Origin of the sequence: Nitrosomonas sp. GH22 (assembly GCF_009833115.1) — a bacterium.
Classification (GTDB): domain Bacteria; phylum Pseudomonadota; class Gammaproteobacteria; order Burkholderiales; family Nitrosomonadaceae; genus Nitrosomonas; species Nitrosomonas eutropha.
The window spans coordinates 20,507-40,942 of sequence record NZ_QRCA01000026.1 but is presented as its reverse complement, the minus strand read 5'-3'; the positions used below and the strand labels follow the sequence as shown (position 1 = coordinate 40,942).

Annotated in this window: 19 protein-coding genes; 11 read left to right on the top strand and 8 right to left on the bottom strand. The window is 46.5% G+C overall.

The window, feature by feature from the left end:
* Nucleotides 1–6 precede the first annotated feature (6 nt).
* Both ABF86_RS08590 and ABF86_RS08585 read right to left on the bottom strand, forming a co-directional pair.
* Nucleotides 7–867, bottom strand: a complete 861-nt coding sequence (locus ABF86_RS08590; protein WP_011633855.1) for a D-amino acid aminotransferase — start codon at nt 865–867, stop codon at nt 7–9.
* Nucleotides 868–886: 19 nt separating this feature from the next.
* Complete coding sequence (locus ABF86_RS08585; RefSeq protein WP_041353704.1) at nt 887–2,008, bottom strand: D-alanyl-D-alanine carboxypeptidase family protein; 1,122 nt, start codon at nt 2,006–2,008, stop codon at nt 887–889.
* A 143-nt stretch (nt 2,009–2,151) separates the two neighbouring features.
* Between ABF86_RS08585 and rplM the strand changes: the two genes are divergently transcribed.
* The 5 genes from rplM (at nt 2,152) to ABF86_RS08560 (ending at nt 5,425) form a co-directional block, all read left to right on the top strand.
* Nucleotides 2,152–2,586, top strand: a complete 435-nt coding sequence (rplM, locus tag ABF86_RS08580) for a 50S ribosomal protein L13 (RefSeq protein WP_011633857.1) — start codon at nt 2,152–2,154, stop codon at nt 2,584–2,586.
* Nucleotides 2,587–2,597: 11 nt separating this feature from the next.
* A complete protein-coding gene (gene rpsI / locus ABF86_RS08575) occupies nt 2,598–2,990 on the top strand; it encodes a 30S ribosomal protein S9 (RefSeq protein ID WP_074455558.1) in 393 nt (130 codons plus the stop codon).
* 132 nt (nt 2,991–3,122) lie between these two features.
* Nucleotides 3,123–4,151 carry an N-acetyl-gamma-glutamyl-phosphate reductase gene (gene argC, locus ABF86_RS08570; protein WP_074684855.1) on the top strand — a complete coding sequence of 343 codons (1,029 nt, stop codon included), beginning with the start codon at nt 3,123–3,125 and terminating at the stop codon, nt 4,149–4,151.
* A gap of 100 nt (nt 4,152–4,251) precedes the next feature.
* Nucleotides 4,252–5,019 carry a DUF6776 family protein gene (locus ABF86_RS08565; protein WP_074684854.1) on the top strand — a complete coding sequence of 256 codons (768 nt, stop codon included), beginning with the start codon at nt 4,252–4,254 and terminating at the stop codon, nt 5,017–5,019.
* Nucleotides 5,000–5,425, top strand: coding sequence for a polymer-forming cytoskeletal protein (locus ABF86_RS08560; protein WP_074684853.1), 426 nt, complete (start codon nt 5,000–5,002; stop codon nt 5,423–5,425). Before ABF86_RS08565 ends, ABF86_RS08560 begins: the two co-directional genes overlap by 20 nt.
* Before the next feature lie 27 nt (nt 5,426–5,452).
* Here the strand turns inward: ABF86_RS08560 and recN are convergent, their stop codons facing one another.
* Together recN and ABF86_RS08550 are read right to left on the bottom strand one after the other, a co-directional pair.
* Nucleotides 5,453–7,114, bottom strand: coding sequence for a DNA repair protein RecN (gene recN, locus ABF86_RS08555; RefSeq protein ID WP_074684852.1), 1,662 nt, complete (start codon nt 7,112–7,114; stop codon nt 5,453–5,455).
* Between the two features lie 9 nt (nt 7,115–7,123).
* Entirely contained in the window at nt 7,124–8,014 is an 891-nt protein-coding gene (locus ABF86_RS08550; protein ID WP_011633863.1) for an NAD kinase, read from the bottom strand.
* 216 nt (nt 8,015–8,230) lie between these two features.
* Here ABF86_RS08550 and hrcA point away from each other — a divergent pair, with 216 nt between their 5' ends.
* From hrcA to ABF86_RS08525, 5 genes are all read left to right on the top strand, one after another.
* Nucleotides 8,231–9,247: a heat-inducible transcriptional repressor HrcA gene (gene hrcA, locus ABF86_RS08545; RefSeq protein ID WP_011633864.1), complete on the top strand. Its 1,017-nt coding sequence runs from the start codon at nt 8,231–8,233 to the stop codon at nt 9,245–9,247.
* Nucleotides 9,248–9,266: 19 nt separating this feature from the next.
* Nucleotides 9,267–10,364 (top strand): ferrochelatase, encoded by a 1,098-nt coding sequence (hemH, locus tag ABF86_RS08540; RefSeq protein WP_074684851.1) that lies wholly within the window; start codon nt 9,267–9,269, stop codon nt 10,362–10,364.
* Nucleotides 10,365–10,474: 110 nt separating this feature from the next.
* Nucleotides 10,475–11,266: a M48 family metallopeptidase gene (locus tag ABF86_RS08535; RefSeq protein ID WP_074455553.1), complete on the top strand. Its 792-nt coding sequence runs from the start codon at nt 10,475–10,477 to the stop codon at nt 11,264–11,266.
* A 119-nt stretch (nt 11,267–11,385) separates the two neighbouring features.
* The gene (locus ABF86_RS08530; RefSeq protein WP_074455552.1) at nt 11,386–12,258 is read left to right on the top strand and encodes a phosphoribulokinase; all 873 of its coding nucleotides are present in this window, start codon (nt 11,386–11,388) and stop codon (nt 12,256–12,258) included.
* Between the two features lie 63 nt (nt 12,259–12,321).
* Nucleotides 12,322–14,568 (top strand): UvrD-helicase domain-containing protein, encoded by a 2,247-nt coding sequence (locus ABF86_RS08525; RefSeq protein WP_074684850.1) that lies wholly within the window; start codon nt 12,322–12,324, stop codon nt 14,566–14,568.
* Between the two features lie 6 nt (nt 14,569–14,574).
* Here ABF86_RS08525 and ABF86_RS08520 read toward each other — a convergent pair whose 3' ends face one another.
* The 4 genes from ABF86_RS08520 to ABF86_RS08505 all read right to left on the bottom strand — a co-directional run bounded on the left by ABF86_RS08520 (nt 14,575) and on the right by ABF86_RS08505 (nt 17,661).
* Nucleotides 14,575–15,366 carry a BPSS1780 family membrane protein gene (locus tag ABF86_RS08520; RefSeq protein ID WP_011633869.1) on the bottom strand — a complete coding sequence of 264 codons (792 nt, stop codon included), beginning with the start codon at nt 15,364–15,366 and terminating at the stop codon, nt 14,575–14,577.
* A 90-nt stretch (nt 15,367–15,456) separates the two neighbouring features.
* Complete coding sequence (locus tag ABF86_RS08515; protein WP_074684849.1) at nt 15,457–16,407, bottom strand: homoserine kinase; 951 nt, start codon at nt 16,405–16,407, stop codon at nt 15,457–15,459.
* Nucleotides 16,408–16,500: 93 nt separating this feature from the next.
* Nucleotides 16,501–16,881 carry a DUF2782 domain-containing protein gene (locus ABF86_RS08510; RefSeq protein WP_011633871.1) on the bottom strand — a complete coding sequence of 127 codons (381 nt, stop codon included), beginning with the start codon at nt 16,879–16,881 and terminating at the stop codon, nt 16,501–16,503.
* 60 nt (nt 16,882–16,941) lie between these two features.
* Nucleotides 16,942–17,661: a TIGR00730 family Rossman fold protein gene (locus ABF86_RS08505; RefSeq protein ID WP_011633872.1), complete on the bottom strand. Its 720-nt coding sequence runs from the start codon at nt 17,659–17,661 to the stop codon at nt 16,942–16,944.
* Nucleotides 17,662–17,676: 15 nt separating this feature from the next.
* On the opposite strand from ABF86_RS08505, the gene polA reads away from it, so the two are divergent.
* A complete protein-coding gene (gene polA, locus ABF86_RS08500; protein ID WP_160803535.1) occupies nt 17,677–20,397 on the top strand; it encodes a DNA polymerase I in 2,721 nt (906 codons plus the stop codon).
* Nucleotides 20,398–20,436 lie beyond the last annotated feature (39 nt).

The following is a 20,436-nucleotide window of genomic DNA, read 5'->3' as shown; positions in this document are numbered from 1 at the left end:
ATTGTATTACTGGGGCGAGGTGTATCCGCGCATTACTGTCTGTTTATATGCTTGATAGTGCCGATTGAGTTGCTGAAATATGGGGCCGGGCACACCATTGCCAACCGACTGCCCATCGAGTCGGGTAATGGGAAGGATCTCTTTAGTGGAAGAGGTGAGCATAACTTCCTGAGCGGTACGTAATTCAGTCTCTGAGACATCTCTTATTGCGTGAGGAATGTCATGAGTTACGGCCAGTTCCAGTACCACATCGTAGGTGGTACCAGGCAATATACGATGATCTTTGGGGGGGGTCAGCAGCTGGTTGCCTTTCACAATAAAAATATTGCTGGCTGCTCCCTCGGTCAGCAATCCATTGCGCAGCAGGATGGTTTCCATGGCATGCTCATCCACCGAAAGCTGGCGTAATAATATATTAGGCAAGAGAGAAATGGTCTTGATATCGCAGCGACCCCAGCGATTGTCTTGTGCAGTGACAGCCGATGCTCCGGATGCGAGCAATCCTTCGGGCGGTGTCAGTAGAGGGCTGCTCATCATAAAGACGGTTGGTGTTATTCCGTGAGGGAATGCGTGATCACGTTTCGCTACGCCACGAGTAATATGCAAGTAAAGATACTGGTCATCGTATTCGTTCAGCTCAATTATGCGTGTAACCAGATCAATCCATTGTTTTTCAGTATGTGGATTCTGGAGGCGTATCCCATCAAGGCTGTACTGCAGGCGGGAAAGATGTTCGTTCAGCCGGAACGGTTTGCGCGAATAGACTGGTATAAGCTCATAGACCCCATCTCCAAAAATGAAACCTCTATCCAGTACCGGAACCGTAGCTTGTTCTATTGGTAGAAATTTTCCGTTGAGATAAATCATGCTTTTATTGTCCGCGAGATTAGTTGAACAGCATTTTCAGATTATCCCATGCGCGCCCGAAGAAATTGGCTGTATCAACAGCTTCCAGAGCAACCAGGGGGTAAGTGGCCACTTCCAATCCATCCAGGACAAATTTTACCTTTCCTATTTCCTGGCCTTGATCAATGGGTGCAATAAGTGGCTGGCGATATTCCATTCGAGCCTTTACCCCTTCGACCTTACCTTTAGGGAGTGAAAAATAGATATCCTGATTAAAGCCGACTTTTATTTTATTTTGTGTGCCTTTCCAGATTTGAACATTTGCGACCGGCTGGTTCTTTTTGTAAGGGTGTGCCGTATCGAAAAACTGGAACCCATAATTTAGTAGGCGTTGGCTTTCAATGCTGCGTGCATTAGGTGAAGCGGTACCCATCACTACAGAGATAAGGCGCCGATGATCACGTTTTGCTGAGGTAACCAGGCAGTATCCGGCAGCTTCCGTCCACCCTGTTTTCATGCCGTCAACATTAGGATCCGTCCATAGAAGGCGGTTACGGTTTTGCTGGGTAATGCCGTTGTAGGTATATTCGCGTAAGGAGTAGAGCGGGTAGTATTCTGGAAAATCCCTAATAATGGCGCCTGCCAATAATGCCAGATCATTAGCTGTGCTGTAGTGATCAGGATGAGTCAGACCAGTTGAGTTGGTGAAATGCGTGTTGTGCATGCCCAGGCGTTTTGCTTCTTCATTCATCATGTGCACAAGCAGATCCTCTGAACCGGCGATCAGCTCTGCTAGGGCAACGCAGGCATCGTTCCCTGATTGTACAATTACCCCATGAATTAACTCATCAACAGTTACTGGTTTGTTTGGCTCGATAAACATACGTGATCCTGCCATGCGCCAGGCTTTTTTGGATACGGGCACGACCTGGTCCAGCTTGATACGTTCCTGCTTCAGCGCGGAGAAGACAACGTAGGCTGTCATCAGCTTGGTGAGCGAAGCAGGATCCAGTCGTTCATGCGGGTTGGAGCTGGCGAGTGTCTGGCCGCTGTGAAAATCGGTCAGAGTAAAGGATTTGGCAGCAATTGACAGTTCCGGCTGTTGTGACCATGCCGGAAAAACGGGCATCAATAAGAACAGGAAGAGGATAAACTGTTTCATGAGGGTCAGCAAAAGCTTCATTATACTCTGACTTTGCAGCATGTATTTCTTGAATCCAGCTTGCCTGGATGCAAATTTGACATTCTTAATGCGCTAACTCATAATTCGCGGTTATCTTGTACTACAAAAACAAAGGATATTCAGTGAAAACCTTTTCTGCCAAGCCACATGAAGTAAAGCACGAGTGGTTTGTGGTTGACGCAACCGATAAAGTTCTGGGTAGATTGGCGGCAGCTATTGCTCATCGCTTGCGTGGCAAACATAAGCCTATTTATACACCGCACGTAGATACTGGTGATTATATTGTGGTTATCAACGTGGATAAATTGAGAGTCACTGGTAATAAGGCGGAAGATAAAATATATTATCGTCACAGTGGCTATCCCGGGGGGCTCTATGAGACCACCTTTAAAAAGATGCATGCGCGTTTTCCTGCCAGGCCACTTGAAAAAGCTGTGAAAGGTATGTTACCCAAGGGTCCACTTGGGTATGCCATGATAAAGAAATTGAAAATTTATGCCGGGGATATACATCCTCACGCGGCTCAGCAACCGCAGTCACTGGAAATTAACGCTTAATCTTATAAATTATGGCTATTCAATATAACTACGGAACCGGCCGTAGAAAAAGTGCAGTTGCACGGGTTTTTATTAAATCAGGTACAGGTGTTATCACGGTAAATCACAAACCTGCCGATGAGTATTTTTCTCGTGAAACAGGGCGTATGATTATCCGTCAGCCATTGGAGCTGACTGGGAACAGTACTAATCTGGATATTATGGTCAACATACACGGGGGTGGAGAATCCGGGCAGGCTGGTGCAGTCAGGCATGGCATTACCCGTGCGTTGATCGATTATGATGAAACGCTAAAGTCGGTTCTAAGTAAAGCAGGTTTTGTAACAAGAGATGCACGTGAAGTAGAGCGGAAGAAAGTTGGTTTTCGTAAAGCAAGACGTCGCAAACAGTTTTCTAAACGGTGATTGTTGTTGTTTTCTGGACAATACGAAAAAGCCGCCCTCTTTGTTGGGCGGCTTTTTCGTATTAGGTTCACAACACAAGATACCGACTGCTTTTTGATAAAAAATTAATTTTTTAGCTGTTGTTTCCTAGAGATGATTAATGTTGGTATTGTAGGTGGGACAGGTTATACGGGTGTCGAGTTATTACGTATTCTCGCACAGCACCCGAAAGCCAAGCTTAAAGTTATTACCTCTCGTCAAGAGGCTGGAATAGGAGTTGACGATCTTTTTTCCAGTTTGCGCGGACAGATTACGCTTAAATTCAGTGATCCGCTCAAGGTAGACTTTGGAAAATGTGATGTCGTCTTTTTCGCAACGCCAAATGGTATTGCTATGCAACAGGCAAGTGCATTACTTGGATCTGGAATAAAAGTTATTGATCTGTCTGCTGATTTCAGGATTAAAGACGTTGCGGAATGGGAGGAATGGTATGGCATGTCGCACACAGCTCCTGAATTGGTGGCTGAAGCAGTCTATGGTTTACCCGAAGTTAACCGTGAAAAAATCAGGAATGCAAGATTGATTGCTAATCCCGGTTGCTATCCAACAGCGGTGCAGCTGGGTTTTATCCCGCTGATCGAAGCAGGGGCCGTTGATGAAAATCATCTGATAGCCGATACCAAATCAGGTGTTTCCGGAGCAGGGCGCAAGGCCGAAATACACACACTATATGCAGAAGCATCAGACAATTTCAAGTCTTATGCCGTAGCGGGTCACCGTCATTTACCTGAAATCAGACAAGGCTTATCCGAAAGATCAGGTAAGCCGATTGACCTGACTTTCGTGCCTCATCTAACCCCAATGATTCGGGGCATTCATGCCACATTGTATGCAAGACTGACCCAAAATGTTGATTTACAAGCTTTATATGAAAGCCGTTATGCTAATGAACCCTTTGTTGATGTTCTTCCAGCAGGCAGCCATCCGGAAACACGTTCTGTACGTGGTTCAAATTTCTGCCGGATTGCAGTTCATCGTCCCCGGAATGGCGATACTGCAGTAATACTCTCGGTTACTGACAACTTGGTTAAAGGGGCTGCCGGACAGGCTGTTCAAAATATGAATATTATGTATGGGCTGCCAGAGAAGATGGGCATTCAGCATATTCCGTTGCTACCCTAGCAGTTTGTGATTAAAGAGTGAAGTGACTGAAAGAACGTCATATTGCAGATAATATATGCATAGTAATACCCCGGGAATTTCTGAAGAATAAGGGAACGAATTGCTGCATAACAAAAAAAATATTAATGCACCCAGGGTGGTTATACGTCCTCATGTTCCCTGGTATCGACGTTTGCTGATAGCGGCTATTGGGATATTACTGGTAGCCTTGCTTGCTTATGGAATGTACATGGTTGGGCAGGGAGCGGCTCAACCAGCCAGTAACGTTGTAGCCGATCCAGTTCTTGAACAGATACTGGAATCGAACAGTTGTCTAGAGAAATATGACTCTGCTCTTTGCTCACAGCTTGCAGAGCTTGTCAGGCAGCTGCAGATCAGCAACGCGACCCGCGCTGATCTGGTAAAGCAGGTTAAGTCTCTGGATGAGGAAAATGAGCGCCTGAGAGAGGACCTGAGCTTATTTCAGCAGATGGTTTCCGGTAATGAGGATTTACCTGGCGTCGAACTGGTTATTCATCGTTTTACGCTTGAACAAGGTCAGCTTCCTGGTGAATACCTGTATACACTATTACTTGCCCAAGGTAGTCAGCGTTCAAAAGAATTCAACGGTAAACTGGAGTTTGTGGTTGGGTTGCTTCAGAATGGTGAAGAAAAATTCATTTCTCTTGTAGACGAGAATGCATCCAAAGAATTTCCAATAAACTTTCGCTTCTACCACAGACTGGAGAAAAGCTTCCAAATACCAGCTGATACGGTAGTGAAAAATTTGCAGGTTTTTATCTATGAGAATGGTTTAAATGAAGCAGTGCTGACAAAAACGATTCAGTTATCTCAAAAGGAATCGGGGAATGTTCGGAAAAAAACGTAGGGTAGTCAGTGATATCGATACGTTAATCGGGGAAAATACCGTGATTACCGGTGATATCCAGTTTGCTGGCGGATTGCGGGTTGATGGCCGTATCAGCGGTAGCATCATGGCGGCGGGCAATAAGCAGCATTCCTTGCTTGTGTTGAGTGAACAAGGGGTGATTGAAGGAAAAATCAAGGTGCCGTATCTGGTGATTAATGGAATCGTCAAAGGACCGATTCACTCCGATGAGAGTCTTGAACTACAGCCTGGTGCAAAAATCACCGGGGATATTTACTACAAAACTATAAAAATTCACCAAGGTGCTGTAGTTGAAGGAAAAATGGTTTGTCATGAGAACTCGCAACCGGAGAAGCTGATTACCTACGTCGCATCAGCCGAGGAGCAGAAAGAAAAAGCGGAATAAAATTCTATTGCGGTTGATTTGACCTGTCTAACCCAGTATTTCTGTTGCGTGCTGAAGTGTGGCAGCGGTCAGATTTTCACCACCCAGCATACGAGCAATTTCCTCAACTCTTTCTGCTGCATCAAGTTCTGCAATATGGCTAGCTGGCAGTTGGTTATCATCTATTCCGGCAGTTTTAGATACACGCCAATGATGATCGCCTTTGGCCGCTACCTGCGGAAGATGAGTAATACTGATTACCTGCCGCGTTTCTCCCAGTTGATGCAGCAATTTACCGATTATTTCAGCGATGCGTCCACCTATTCCGGTGTCTATTTCGTCAAAAATAAGAGTGGGAGTGGTGCCAATCTTGCTTGTAATAACCTGAATCGCCAGGCTGATACGCGATAACTCACCGCCAGAGGCTACTTTATTCAGTGGCCGCAATGGCAGATCTTTGTGGGCGGATACCTGAAATTCGATCTGCTCCAGGCCATGCAGATTGCCCGATGGCACTGGTATCAATGCCACATTGAAGCGACCACCGTCCATTGCCAGCGCCTGCATGGATTCTGTGACTTGCTCGGACAGCTGATTTGCCGCACTCTGCCTTGCCTGACTTAATTTGTCTGCAAGATTTTTATAATCATTGCGAGCAGATTTCTCTGCTTCTGCCAACATTTCGTTGTTTGAAATGTTTCCCACTATCTCCAGATGCTGTCTGGTTGTTTCCAATAGCTCCGGTAGCATTTCCGGAGAGACGCGATATTTCCTGGCCGTTCCATGGATAGCAGCAATACGTGTCTCGATTTCCTGCAGCTTGCGGGGATCAATGTCCAGATGTTGCTGATAGTATTTCAGTTCATATACTGCTTCCTGAAGTTGTATTTGTGATGATTGTAACTGGCTGCAAATTGGTTCAAGTGTTTTGTCAATATTCGACAAGCTGTGCAAGTGGGCGATCACTGCGCTGAGTTGTGGCAATACCGCAGCTTCACTTTCCGATAATGCTTCCAGACTGGACTGAGCAGTTTCCAGCAGGCTGGCTGTATGCGTCAGCCGGTTGTGTTCTGCTTGCAGGGTTTCCCATTCTTCAGATGAAAAGTGCAGAGCAGTCAGTTCCTGCAGTTGCCATGACAGAAGTTCGTGCTCTCGTATATTTTGCTCGCTTTGCTGTTTCCACGAGAGTCTTTGCTGACATAGATCTTGCCAGTGCCGATAGGAGGAGGCGACTCGCCGGGCAAGATCTGATTCACCGGCCCAGGTGTCCAGCAGTTCGCGCTGTTTGTGGCCCTGCATCAGCAACTGGTGTGCATGTTGACCATGGATATCAACCAGCCATTCACCTGCTGTTCGCAATTGTTGCAGGGTGGCAGCGTGTCCATTGATGAAATTACGCGAACGTCCGCTGGTTTCCATGATTCTGCGCAGCAGACAAATGCCGGTTTCGTCTTCCAGTGCATTCTCCTGTAACCATGTCTGTAGCGCAGGAATGGCGCTTACATCAAATTGTGCGGTGATTTCGGCACGTTTACAGCCATGCCTGATTTGACTTGTGTCGGCGCGTCTGCCTAATACAAGTTCCAGTGCGTCGATTAGAATGGATTTTCCTGCACCTGTCTCACCTGTCAGAACGGTAAAACCGGGTTTGAAGAGCAGATCAATGTAATCAACTATAACGAAATTCTGAATAGATAGATTTTGCAACATGGATACTAACTAACGGCTGTTTTTCTGAAGGATGCTGCTCCAACCGAGTTTTTCCCGCAGCATACGGTAGTAACTGTGATGGACGGGATGCAGAAGTTTTATTGTTTCCGGACAGCGCCGAACCAATACTCTGTCATGCTCGCCCAGATCAAACCAGGAATGGCTATCTGTATAGATCTTTGTCTCAGTTGTATAATGAATTTTGATTTCAATGACTGCATCTGCACCGATTACGATCGGACGGTTGCTAAGTGTATGCGGACAGACAGGAACCAATATCATCAGGTTGAGTCCTGGGTGCAGGATCGGCCCACCGGAGGAAAGTGCATAGGCTGTTGATCCGGTAGGGGTTGCAATAATGAGGCCATCTGATCTTAAAGAATAAACATATTCTCCATTGATATGGACCTCAAGCTCGATCATGCCACTGCTGATGCCGCGATGAAGCACTACATCGTTGAAAGCCAGTTCTTTAAAGACGCTTTCCCCATGACGTGTGACTTCGGTGGTGAGCAGCATCCTGTTCTCTACAATAAATTGGCCCGCTAGCATGTCATTCAGGGTTGCATACATGGTATCGACTGTAAGATCTGTCAGAAATCCTAATCTGCCCTGATTGATACCGATCAACGGAACACTAAATGGAACAAGTGTACGAGCAATATTAAGCATGGTGCCATCTCCCCCCAGCACAATTGCAAGATCAGCCTGTCTGCCGATTTCTTCCAGAGCCACTACGGGATATTGGTTTTTGCCAATATGCGCGGCTGTTAAATCATCCAGTACCACGCTGGTGCCCCGATCAGTCAGATATTCTGCCAGATTCAGCAGAGGCGTCATGATATCGGGATTTTTGTGTTTCCCGATCAATGCGATTGTTTTGAATAAAGTGCTGCCCATGTATGAAAAGGGAGGTGGAACAGTAAAAATATCCGGATTCCTGCTGCAGGTGATCAGGATGAATTCAAGTGATTGTAAGTACTGGATATTACCGTAGCCTATCCCAAAAAAGTAAAAATGAGTTGAAAAACTGTATTCCACTTATATGTAGCATTTGAAATCCCCGCTTTAGGCTGTCTCTGCTCGTGGCAGGACCGATTCGTGTAAAATAAATATATGCTTAACGAACGCGCGAAAATTCTGCTTAAAACCTTGGTTGAACGGTATATCCATGAAGGCCAACCTGTTGGTTCGCGTTCGCTCGCCAAGTTTTCAGGACTGGATCTGAGTCCGGCCACGATTCGTAATGTAATGACTGATCTGGAGGAAATGGGGTTTGTTTCCAGCCCGCATACATCTGCCGGGCGTATGCCAACCACACTTGGCTACCGTTTTTTTGTTGATACCTTGTTGGTGGTGCAATCTCTGGATAATGAACAGATTACTCTACTGGAAAACCGGATGCACCCAAATAACCCATCGCATTTGATTAATGTTACCTCTCGCTTGCTTTCAGATTTGACCCAGTTTGTTGGTGTGGTGGTAACACCCAAGCGAATGGGAGGGGCGGTATTTCGCCATATTGAATTTGTGCCATTATCTGAAAAACGGATTCTCCTGATTCTGGTAACGCCAGAGGGGGATGTTCAGAACCGGATTATTTTTACTGAAACGGTTTATAACCAGTCTGACCTAATTGAGGCTGGGAATTTTCTCAATCAGCACTATGCTGGTTGTGCGCTGGAAGAAATTCGTTCCGGGTTACAGCACGAATTGACACAGTTGCGCCGGAATATGACAGATCTTATGAATGCGGCAATAGAAATAGGTAATGCTGCGCTGCAGGAAAGCAGTGAAGCAGTGGTGATTGCCGGAGAACACAAACTGTTTGATGTTCGTGATTTATCGGAAAATCTGTCTAGTTTGAAACAATTATTCGAGCTGTTTGAGCGAAAATCAAAGTTGTTGCAGTTAATGGAATTAAGTCGCCAGGCGTGCGGCGTTAAAATCTTTATTGGTGGTGAGTCTGATGAAACCATGCTGGAAGAGATCAGTGTGGTAACTGCACCCTATGAAATGGAAGGTAAAATTGTAGGTACTGTGGGGGTGATCGGTCCACGACGTATGGCTTATGAGCGCATTATCCCTATTGTTGATATAACTGCCCGCCTGCTTTCAAATAATCTGTCGTAATATCCCGCCCTCTATTTTTATGTCACGAATAATATTACCGGAGCCGGCTTATCAACACGGTTCAATTGATAGAGTCGGTGTTCTGCTGATTAATCTGGGTACGCCAGATGCTCCGAATGCCAAGTCCCTGCGAACCTATCTAAGACAATTTCTGAGTGAGCCTCGTATTGTGGAGTTCCCGCGCTGGTTGTGGTGGCTTATTCTGAACGGTATTATTTTGAATATCCGGCCAGGTAAATCAGCAAAGAAGTATGCGCAAATCTGGACGCCAGAAGGTTCTCCACTGAAAATACATACCGAGCGTCAGACAGAACTTGTCGCAGCTTTACTGAAGAAACAGCTCAATTCGGTTCCGATAGTTGAATATGCAATGATTGTCGGCAATCCATCTATCGCAGAGAGGTTACAGCGGATGAGAGAGCAGGGTTGCAGCCGGATTTTGGTGCTGTCATTATTTCCCCAGTATGCTGCCAGTAGCGCCGGTTGTGCATTGGATAGTGTTTTTACTGAGTTGGGAAAGATGCGTAATATCCCTGATATTCGCACCGTCAAGCACTACCACGATGATCCGGGCTATATTGCAGCATTGGCGCAGAATGTTCGTGATTACTGGGAGAAACACGGGAGGCCTGACAAGCTGGTTATCAGCTTTCACGGTGTGCCGCGTAAAACTCTGGAGATGGGCGATCCTTATCATTGTGAATGTCAAAAAACCGGGCGATTACTGGCTGAGGCACTGGAACTAACGAATGACCAGTATCAAGTATGCTTTCAGTCGCGTTTTGGCTTTTCTCAGTGGTTGAGTCCCTATACTTCAGAAGTTCTAAAAGAATTAGGCAAACAGGAAACCGGGCGGGTGGATGTTGTCTGCCCAGGATTCGTCTCGGACTGTCTGGAAACACTCGAGGAAATCGCAATGGAAGGTAAAACAACCTTTACCGAGGCCGGAGGGGGGGAATTTCACTACATTCCCAGCCTCAATGAACATCCGGAGTGGATTAAAGCGATGAGAGACATGATTCAAGCACACTTAACAGGCTGGGTTGTCCGGCAACCTTCCGAAGAGGATGCTGAGCAGTCGCGTAAACGGGCGCTGGAGCTGGGAGCAGAAGAATGATTAGTGCATCATTTGTATTCTTGTTGATTGATAATCCGCGCAGGGGATTTGCTCTGAATTGGAGCTGAAGATATGATCGATTTATATCTGGTTATGGTCGGGGGAGAAGAATGAGTACATTAATGATGAAGCTATTGTTCGCCTTCCTGTGGATCAACTTTCTGACAGCCTGTGCAACTTCTCCTACCGGCCGAACGCAGCTTGTATTTATGCCGGATACAGAGGTAAACAGCATGGGTCTACAGGCATTTGATACCTTGAAGCGTGAAAAGCAGATCAGTCATGATGCGGTGAGTAATCGGTTTGTCAGTTGTGTTGCCAGCGCAATTACCCGGGAAGTGGGGGGTGAATGGGAAGTGGTCGTATTTGAAGACCAGTCACTGAATGCATTTGCGTTGCCTGGTGGGAAAATTGGTGTGCATACTGGCTTACTCAATCTGGTGGATAACCAGGATCAACTGGCAGTTATCATTGGTCATGAAGTCGGGCATGTGATGGCTCGCCATAGTAATGAACGTTTATCTCAGCAGGTTGGAACAAACTTAGGAATATCGCTTGTCCAGGCAGTTGCTGCGCCTCAATCTACGTTGGGGCAAACTGCAATCGGTTTACTGGGGATTGGGGCACAGTATGGGATTATCATGCCGTATAGCAGATTACAGGAATCCGAGGCGGATATGATTGGTTTGGATTTGATGGCCAAGGCAGGATTTAACCCGTCGGAAAGTATAAAACTATGGCAAAAGATGGAGCAGGCTAGCCAGGGTGCACCGGTAGAATTCCTTTCCACCCACCCCTCGCACGCGTCCCGTATCCAGAATCTGCAGGCATATTTACCAAAAGCGCAACAATTACAGAAACAAGCGAATATTGCAGGGAAAAATCCACATTGTACTAAATGAAGAATATCAAATTCATTGGTAACTGCAGGCTGATGAGCAGCATCATTCGCTATGCGGTGACTAAATAGCTGTCTACTAATTGCTGGAAATTATTTTTTATATTTAGGAGATAAAAACAAATGTCGCAGAAACACCCTGTTATCGCTGTAACTGGATCTTCCGGAGCCGGAACATCCACTGTCAAGGCAAGTTTTGAGCATATTTTTCGGCGTGAACGACTGAATGTTGCTGTGGTAGAAGGTGACAGCTTCCATCGTTATGACCGTGAATCCATGAAGCGAGTGGTTGAAGAATCGGAAAAGAGTGGCGGGCGGCCTATCAGCCATTTTGGCCCGGAAGCCAATGAGTTTGAAAAGTTGGAGACCTTATTCCGGACATATGGAGAAAGTGGATCTGGAGAAATTCGTCTTTATCTGCATAATGAAGAGGAAGCCAAACCCTACAATCAGAAACCCGGTACATTTACTCCCTGGAAGACAATTGCACCCGGCACAAACCTGTTGTTCTATGAAGGTCTGCATGGCGGAGTGAAGAGTGATACAGCGGATGTCGGCCAGTATGTAGATCTACTGGTGGGTGTGGTTCCAATTGTTAACTTGGAATGGATTCAAAAAATATACCGTGATACTGCTGCGAGAGGGTATTCGTGCGAAGCGGTGACACATACCATTCTGCGTCGCATGCACGATTACGTTCATTACATTACCCCTCAGTTCTCACGTACACACATTAATTTCCAGCGTGTGCCAACAGTTGATACTTCCAATCCATTCATTGCACGGGATATTCCTGCACTGGATGAAAGTATGGTCGTTATCCGTTTTCGTGATTATCACGGTGCTGATTTTTTTCCTTATCTACTTAGCATGCTAAACGGATCGTTTATGTCCCGTCCCAATACTATCGTTGTTCCTGGTGGCAAAATGGGTATGGCGATTGAATTGATTCTGACGCCGCTGATTCTGGATCTGGTGGCAAAAAGCAAGAAATAGTTTTTCTGATATCCCCCCGTCTGGCTCTGATAGCAGACGGGAAATTCGGCTGTTCCCTCTTATATGACTGCTCTACTTACTGATCTCAACCCGGAACAGCTGGAAGCCGTAACCTGGCCACACCAGTCTGCTCTGATACTGGCGGGTGCCGGAAGTGGCAAAACCCGAGTGCTGACTACACGGATTGCGTATTTACTGCAATCAGGCCTTACTCAGCCGCAGAATCTTCTGGCAGTTACATTCACTAATAAAGCGGCACGTGAAATGGTTGCGCGTATCAGCACGATGCTGCCTATCAATATTCGTGGCATGTGGATTGGCACATTTCATGGCTTGTGTCATCGCATGCTGCGTGCCCATTATGAAGATGCAGGGTTGCCGCAGGCATTCCAAATACTGGATATGGCCGATCAGCTGGCTATTATCAAGCGGATACTGAAAGAGCGCTCGTTGGATGAAAAAGTGCTGGCACCCAGACAACTGCAATGGTTTATCAATAACGCCAAGGAAGAAGGATTACGAGCCTCACAGGTTGATACGCATGGCAGTTTCAATCGGACTCTGGCTGAATGCTATCAGGTGTACGAAGCTGTCAGTATGCGGGGAGGTACTGTTGATTTTGCAGAACTGTTGCTGCGTTGCTATGAGTTGTTGAGTCGCAATGAAATTCTACGGGACCATTATCGTGGCCGTTTCGAACATATATTGGTAGATGAATTTCAGGATACCAACCAATTGCAATATCAATGGATCAAATTACTGGCAGGCTCGGGCTCACAACAACATGCTGCTATTTTTGCTGTCGGGGATGATGATCAAAGCATCTATGCATTCCGAGGAGCGCATGTTGGAAATATGCGTGATCTTGAGAAAGATTTCAGTGTACCCAAAATTATCAGACTGGAACAGAATTATCGCTCGCAAGGCAATATTCTGGATGCAGCCAATGCACTGATCGAGAATAACAAAGGGCGTCTAGGTAAGAATCTGTGGACTGCTGCGGGGAAAGGTGAGTCTGTGCGGATTTATTACGCCGCTACGGATGTGGATGAAACCAGCTTTATTGTTGATGAAATCAAGGCTCTGCACGCTGAAGGATTGTCCCTCTCCGAGATAGCTCTGCTTTATCGTTCCAATGCGCAATCACGGGTGCTGGAACACGGTTTGTTCAATGCATCTATTTCTTACCGTGTTTACGGTGGTATGCGTTTTTTTGATCGGCAGGAAGTAAAGCATGCACTGGCTTATTTGCGACTGGTTGCTTCGCCGGATGATGACAATGCTCTACTACGGGTTATCAATTTTCCTCCCAGAGGAATTGGTGCACGCACATTGGAGCAATTGCAGGACCAGGCGGAAATACTTGGAACCAGTCTTTGGCAAGCGGCACTTAAGGCATGCGAGGGAAGGAAAGCTGTTACCACCAGGGGTGACCAGCCAGGAAGAGGGATAGCAGGTTTTGTTAATCTGATTCTATCCATGCAGCAGGCATGTGAAGGCCAGCCGTTGCCGGAAATAATCCGGCGTGTAGTGGATCAGAGTGGGTTGGTGGCACATTACCAGGCTGAGCGTGAGGATAACAATGAGCGCCTGGAAAATCTTAAAGAGCTGGTCAATGCTGCGACCAGTTTTGTGCATGAAGCCGAAGATGACAGTCTCACGGCTTTTCTGGCACATGCCTCACTTGAAGGTGGTGAGCATCAGGCGAAGGGCTATCAGGATGCAGTTCAATTGATGACAGTGCATGCTGCAAAAGGATTGGAATTTCATTCAGTATTTATCAGTGGCCTGGAGGAAGGGTTGTTTCCTCATGGAAACAGTCGTAATGAGCCGAATGGGCTGGAAGAAGAAAGACGTCTGATGTATGTGGCAATGACGCGCGCGCGTCAACGCTTGTATCTGAGCTATGCAGAGAGCCGTATGTTACACGGCCAGGTACGGGTGAATGTGCCTTCCAGGTTTGTTGATGAAATTCCGGAGGAGCTGCTGAAAAGGTTGCGATCATCCGGTTTTTCTGGAGCAGGGTATCGGCAGGAACTGTCAGGAACCGGGCAAAATACTGTTAGCACTGCCTATTCTCGCCAAGGAAGAGGGAAGCATACACCAGTTTCAGCAGCAGTCAGGGTGGCCCCGCAAGGACCGAATACGGCGGGGTTGCATATTGGTCAGCAGGTATCACACACAAAATTTGGTACGGGCACTATTGTAAATTATGAGGGCAGTGGATCTGATATGCGGGTTCAAGTGAATTTCCACCAGACAGGTACAAAATGGCTCTCACTTACCTATGCAAAACTGGTTCCTTTATAAATTGGATTATTTTGGTTCATCGTTCTCAATCTGGCTGATATTTTCCTTGTTTCCACCTGTGTCCTGATCAGATCTGGTATTTTCGTCTTGTTCGTAGTGAAAAATATCCTTGTAGCTGACATATGCTGAGGCAAATGCAACCGGGAACCATACGATGAAACCAAGTCCGTAGAGCATGGCTGAAAGCATGGCAAGAATAAACAGGACAATAAAGTAAATCTGGAAAGCAAAGAGATTTTTCAGGCACGCAAAAAAACTTTTACGTATAGCGATGAGAGGGGGCATTTTCTCAAAGATCACCAGCATGGGAGCAAACCAGATTGCCATCAGCAGCGGAATAGTTAGTAGCAGGGAAAATAAAGTAGCAGATAATATGTCGTTCATGACCCCGGCCAGCTCGGTTTCATCAAATCGTTTGCCATGCAGCCACATGTCAATGGCGGCATCTCCTCCACGCAGCATGAAGAACCCAGTAATCAGAACATCACCGACCAGGTAAATTCCACCGATCGTAATAAGGGGTAGGGTATATTTCTTGAATCCGTAAAACAGATATTCCAGTTCCAGTTTACCGTTTAGATCCAGCTGCCTGCATCCAGCCATAATGCCGGCCACAAAGACAGGTACGGTCAATATGCCGACAAGACTCCCCAAGTAAGGGATAAGCCCCAGCGTCGTTCCGATCAGCAAATAAGTAAAACATAGAAAGATCCAGTTAAGGGGTGCCTGGCGGAAAAAGTAAAAACCACTCAAAATCCACTGTAATCCCTGTTTTCCGCGTACATATCGTGCTTCCATCGTATTTCTCCAGTAATTAAAGTACGCCCGGCCAGAATTTTAATTGTTTATAGAGCGTATGTGAAAAGGATAACGATAATCTGTTTGGCTTCAAGCCTGAAGAGAGGGTAGTACACTCGGATTGGTCAGATGGTATTCCAGAATTTTTCTGAAGTATTTTGGATCCTTTTTATGTGTCAACTCACCCGGGCGAGGCAGATAATAGTCATATAGACGTGATAACCAAAAACGCAGTGCACCTGCCCGTAGCATAGCAGGCCAGGCAGGGTATTCTTCCGCTGTTAATGGTCGGGCGGCCTGGTAGGCCTTCACGAGAGCATGCATGCGCGCTTTGTCCATTACGCCGTCCCCAAGCGTACACCAGTCGTTTGCAGTAATAGCCAGATCGTATAGTAAAGCATCATTACAGGCAAAGTAGAAGTCGATAATTCCGCCAATGCCGGTGGATGTAAATAAAACGTTATCACGGAAAAGATCGGCATGGATAATGCCTTGAGGAAGGTTGGTTGTGCGCTGCTTTATCTGGAATTGCAACTCCTCATCGAGCAGGCTTTGCTCCGAGCGGGAAAGGAAGGGCATGACTGTTCCAGCAGTAGTTTGCCACCAATCCAGTCCGCGTGGGTTTCTGTTTTTACCATTGTAGTTTAGTCCTGCCAGGTGCATTTTGGCGAGTATTTCTCCGACCTGTGCACATTGTTCTTCTCTGATTTGTGTCATGGATTGCCCGGGTAGAAAGCTCACAATAGAGGCCGGTTTGCCATTGAGAGTACCTAGCAAAGCGTGATCTTGTGATTCAATAGGTTTGGGGCAGGGAATACCCTGCTCGGAGAGATACGCCATCAGATTGAGATAAAAGGGCAATTCAGTGCTGGTTAGCTTCTCGAACAGAGTGAGAATAAATTTGCCTTGTGTCGTGGTAACAAAATAATTGGTATTTTCGATTCCGGATGAAATACCCTGCAAATCAGTCAGTGATCCAAGTGAGTAATTCTGCAGCCAGACGGCAAGTTGCTTTTTGGTAACCGGGGTGAAAACAGACATGAATGAAGTACTGAAAAGGCAGTTTGTAAAGGATGGGATGGCAAATAAACCAGCAAGTTTACTGGAGATCGCTCAGGTTCCGGTGAATCTTGCTCAAAAGCGGTAAATCTCCCACATTGGAACACTTACACCAGATCCCATATCCCCAGGGTGAGTTATGCCGGCAGCACTGCGCCGGTTCAGGAGGTAATAAGGTTTTCCGATTCGAGGGGTGATTTTGATCATGTATAACTCACCATTAACACGATATTCCTCGATTGTTCTGTCTTTTCCTTCATGGATTGTTATTTCTGGCTCAAGAGATGGATCCAGCCCCAGTTCGGGGGGAAGGACACTCTCTTCGCCGCTAGAAGGAGGTTCCGGAATCTCTGGTAATGGAATCAGGTTATCCGGTTGCGGTTTGTTTTGTGCGAATACCAAAGAGGATATCCAGACCAGATTGCTGCAGAAAAATAAAATAATTACTGGCCTCATGCTGATATCCGGATGGTTGGAATATTCTGGTATTTGTCTGATGAAATAAATCTGTCGATGTCAAAGATTGAGTTGTATGTTACGTTCAGTAGCTGAAGGCTCAAACCCGGAAGTTTCGTAGTAACGGAAAATTGCGTCTACGACTTGAGCGGGTTCATCAACAATTTGAATGAGATCCATATCTTCTGGAGAGATGAAATTATCCTGGACGAGTACCTGGCGAAACCAGTCTATTATTCCCTGCCAGAAATCTGAGCAGACCAGAATGATTGGCATCTTGCGGGTTTTTCCAGTTTGGACTAGGGTCAGTGCTTCCATTAGTTCATCTAGTGTGCCGAATCCACCCGGCATCACGACGTAGGCAGTTGCAAACTTGATGAACATATACTTGCGAGCAAAGAAATGGCGGAAAGTCTGGCTGATATCCTGATAAACGTTGCGGCGTTGTTCGTGTGGTAGCTGAATGTTTAGCCCTACACTGGGAGATTTGCCATAAAAAGCGCCTTTGTTGGCAGCTTCCATAATGCCTGGCCCTCCACCGGATATGACTGAGAATCCAGCATCCGACAATTGTCTTGCAATTGCTTCGGTTAATTTATAATGCGGATGGTCGGGATGAGTTCTGGCGCTGCCAAAAATACTGATGGCGGGCTGGATACATTCGAGTCGCTCCGTGCCTTCAACAAATTCTGCCACAATACCGAAAACCCGCCATGATTCTCTGGCTGACCAGGGTTTTTCCAGGGTAAGGGCATCCCCCAACTTTGCTTGTAAACTCATAAAGGTCCTTATTTGATGAAAACACTCGTGCTGGTTGATGGCTCTTCTTACCTGTATCGTGCCTTTCATGCGTTGCCCGATTTACGTAATCGCCTGAATGAACCGACTGGTGCAATTTATGGCGTACTGAATATGCTGCGTCGCTTGTATAAGGAATACCAGCCAGATTATAGCGCGTGTGTGTTTGACGCAAAAGGTAAAACGTTCCGGGAAGAGATTTATCCGCAATATAAAGCAAACCGTCCGCCGATGCCGGCAGATTTGGCTGGCCAGATAGATCCCTTGTATGCCTGTATCCGGGCAATGGGCTGGCCGCTACTGGTGGAAGAGCGGGTCGAGGCGGATGATGTCATCGGTACGCTGGCCAGACGTGCAGCAGGTGAACGGATACAATGTGTTATATCGACGGGTGACAAGGATATTGCGCAATTGGTTGCGCCAGGTATACGACTGGTAAATACCATGAATAGTGAATCACTGGATGAGGCGGGTGTGCTGCAAAAATTCGGTGTGATGCCTGCGCAAATCATCGATTTTCTGGCGTTGGTGGGGGATAGTGTAGATAACATTCCCGGCGTAGAAAAAGTAGGCCCCAAAACTGCGGTGAAATGGCTTAATCAATATGGCTCGTTGAATAATCTGATCGCACATGCACATGAAATAAAGGGTGTGGTGGGTGAAAATTTGCGCAAGGCACTGGATTGGTTACAGGTTTCAAGAGAGTTGCTAACAATCAAGTGCGATGTTCCGCTTGCAATGGGTTGGCAGGATCTGGTTGCTGCTCCTCTTGATGTTGCTCGGTTGATGGCGCTTTATGAGCATCTTGAATTCCGAAGTTGGTTACGTGAACTCAGGCAATCAGATTCTGAAACAGGCCCAGCAACTATACCTATGTATGATCCATTAGTGCCGGGAGAAAGAAACAGCGATAGCCGGGATTATCAAATCATCCTGACTGATTCCCAATTTGAAGAATGGGTCCAGCAATGCGAGTCTGCTGAACTGGTTTCGATTGATACCGAAACAACCAGCCTGAATCCAATGGAGGCTGAACTGGTGGGGCTTTCGTTATGTACGGAGCCGAGGCACGCAGCTTATATACCGCTGGCACATCATTATCAGGGTGTGCCTTCACAGCTAAATCGTGAACAGGTACTGCAACGGTTGAAGCCCTGGCTGGAAAATAGTGATATACCCAAGGTAGGGCAGAATCTGAAATACGATCGGCATGTGTTTGCTAACCATGGGGTCATGCTGAACGGAATCGCGCACGATACGCTGTTGCAATCGTATGTGCTGGAATCCCATCTGTCACACGATCTGGACAGTCTGGCCCGCCGACATTTGGATATCCAGACCATCAGCTATGATGATGTAACCGGGAAGGGCGCAAAGCGTATCGGGTTTGAACAGGTGGAAATTCAACAAGCGGGGATTTATGCTGCTGAAGATGCTGATATTCCCTTGCGTCTGCATCATTTTTTGTATCCAATCATCAGTAAGGATGCTCATCTTGGACATATTTATCAGCAGATTGAAATGCCATTGCTGGAGGTTCTGTTCCGGATAGAGCGTAATGGTGTGTTGCTTGATACCGATCTTCTACGGGAGCAAAGTGGTGAACTGGCGCGGCAACTGGTCATACTTGAGCAGCAGGCCCATTCCCTGGCTGGCCGTGCTTTTAATCTGAACTCAACTAAACAGATACAAGAGATTTTATTTGGGCAGCATAAGTTGCCAGTTATTAAAAAAACACCAAAAGGTGCGCCATCCACTGATGAAGAAGTTTTACAACAGCTGGCTCTGGATTATCCGTTACCCAAGATCTTGCTGGATTACCGGAGTCTTGCCAAGCTCAGATCGACTTATATCGATAAGCTACCGCAAATGGTGAATAGACAGACCGGTCGTGTCCATACAAATTATGCGCAGGCGGTGGCAGTTACCGGTCGCCTGGCGAGTAACGATCCCAATTTGCAGAATATTCCGGTACGCACACCGGAAGGCAGGCGTATCCGTGAGGCATTTATTGCTCCGAGTGGCTGGTATATTATTTCAGCAGATTATTCCCAGATTGAGTTGCGTATCATGGCGCATATTTCCCAGGACGCTGGGTTGATACGGGCATTTTTAGGAGGGCAGGACATTCATAGCGCTACTGCTGCCGAGGTATTTGGCATTTCTGTTGGTCAGGTGAATGCAGAGCAGCGCCGCTACGCTAAAGTCATCAATTTTGGTCTGATTTATGGTATGTCGGAATTTGGGCTGGCCACACAGCTAGGTATTGATCGTAGCGCTGCGCGAGCGTTTATTGATCGTTATTTTGCGCGTTACCCAGGAGTGGCAGATTACATGCAACGTACAAGAGAGCTTGCGAGACAGAATGGATATGTTGAAACTGTGCTGGGAAGAAGACTGCAGCTACCTGATATTCGCAGTAGCCAGCATAATCGCCGGATGGGAGCTGAACGGGCGGCGATTAATGCCCCAATGCAGGGTACAGCTGCTGATATTATTAAATTAGCAATGATTTCCGTACATCAATGGCTGGTAAAAGCGCCGCTTCAAAGTAAATTGATCATGCAGGTACATGATGAATTGGTGTTGGAGGTGATTGAGGATGAACTATTTGTAGTTAAGGAAAATCTAATAATATTGATGGAAAATACGTTTAAGTTGGATGTGCCATTAAAGGTTGAGGTCGGGGTTGGGAAAAATTGGGATCAGGCGCATTAACTTTCTATTTGATCCACCTTCTTTTCGAGAATCTTATGA

Coding starts and splice junctions, on each gene's coding strand:
- ABF86_RS08590 (WP_011633855.1), bottom strand. CDS start 867: ATGATTTATCTCAACGGAAAATTTCTACCAATAGAACAAGCTACGGTT.
- ABF86_RS08585 (WP_041353704.1), bottom strand. CDS start 2,008: ATGAAACAGTTTATCCTCTTCCTGTTCTTATTGATGCCCGTTTTTCCG.
- rpsI (WP_074455558.1), top strand. CDS start 2,598: ATGGCTATTCAATATAACTACGGAACCGGCCGTAGAAAAAGTGCAGTT.
- argC (WP_074684855.1), top strand. CDS start 3,123: ATGATTAATGTTGGTATTGTAGGTGGGACAGGTTATACGGGTGTCGAG.
- ABF86_RS08560 (WP_074684853.1), top strand. CDS start 5,000: ATGTTCGGAAAAAAACGTAGGGTAGTCAGTGATATCGATACGTTAATC.
- recN (WP_074684852.1), bottom strand. CDS start 7,114: ATGTTGCAAAATCTATCTATTCAGAATTTCGTTATAGTTGATTACATT.
- ABF86_RS08550 (WP_011633863.1), bottom strand. CDS start 8,014: ATGGGCAGCACTTTATTCAAAACAATCGCATTGATCGGGAAACACAAA.
- hrcA (WP_011633864.1), top strand. CDS start 8,231: ATGCTTAACGAACGCGCGAAAATTCTGCTTAAAACCTTGGTTGAACGG.
- hemH (WP_074684851.1), top strand. CDS start 9,267: ATGTCACGAATAATATTACCGGAGCCGGCTTATCAACACGGTTCAATT.
- ABF86_RS08535 (WP_074455553.1), top strand. CDS start 10,475: ATGAGTACATTAATGATGAAGCTATTGTTCGCCTTCCTGTGGATCAAC.
- ABF86_RS08530 (WP_074455552.1), top strand. CDS start 11,386: ATGTCGCAGAAACACCCTGTTATCGCTGTAACTGGATCTTCCGGAGCC.
- ABF86_RS08525 (WP_074684850.1), top strand. CDS start 12,322: ATGACTGCTCTACTTACTGATCTCAACCCGGAACAGCTGGAAGCCGTA.
- ABF86_RS08520 (WP_011633869.1), bottom strand. CDS start 15,366: ATGGAAGCACGATATGTACGCGGAAAACAGGGATTACAGTGGATTTTG.
- ABF86_RS08515 (WP_074684849.1), bottom strand. CDS start 16,407: ATGTCTGTTTTCACCCCGGTTACCAAAAAGCAACTTGCCGTCTGGCTG.
- ABF86_RS08510 (WP_011633871.1), bottom strand. CDS start 16,881: ATGAGGCCAGTAATTATTTTATTTTTCTGCAGCAATCTGGTCTGGATA.
- ABF86_RS08505 (WP_011633872.1), bottom strand. CDS start 17,661: ATGAGTTTACAAGCAAAGTTGGGGGATGCCCTTACCCTGGAAAAACCC.
- polA (WP_160803535.1), top strand. CDS start 17,677: ATGAAAACACTCGTGCTGGTTGATGGCTCTTCTTACCTGTATCGTGCC.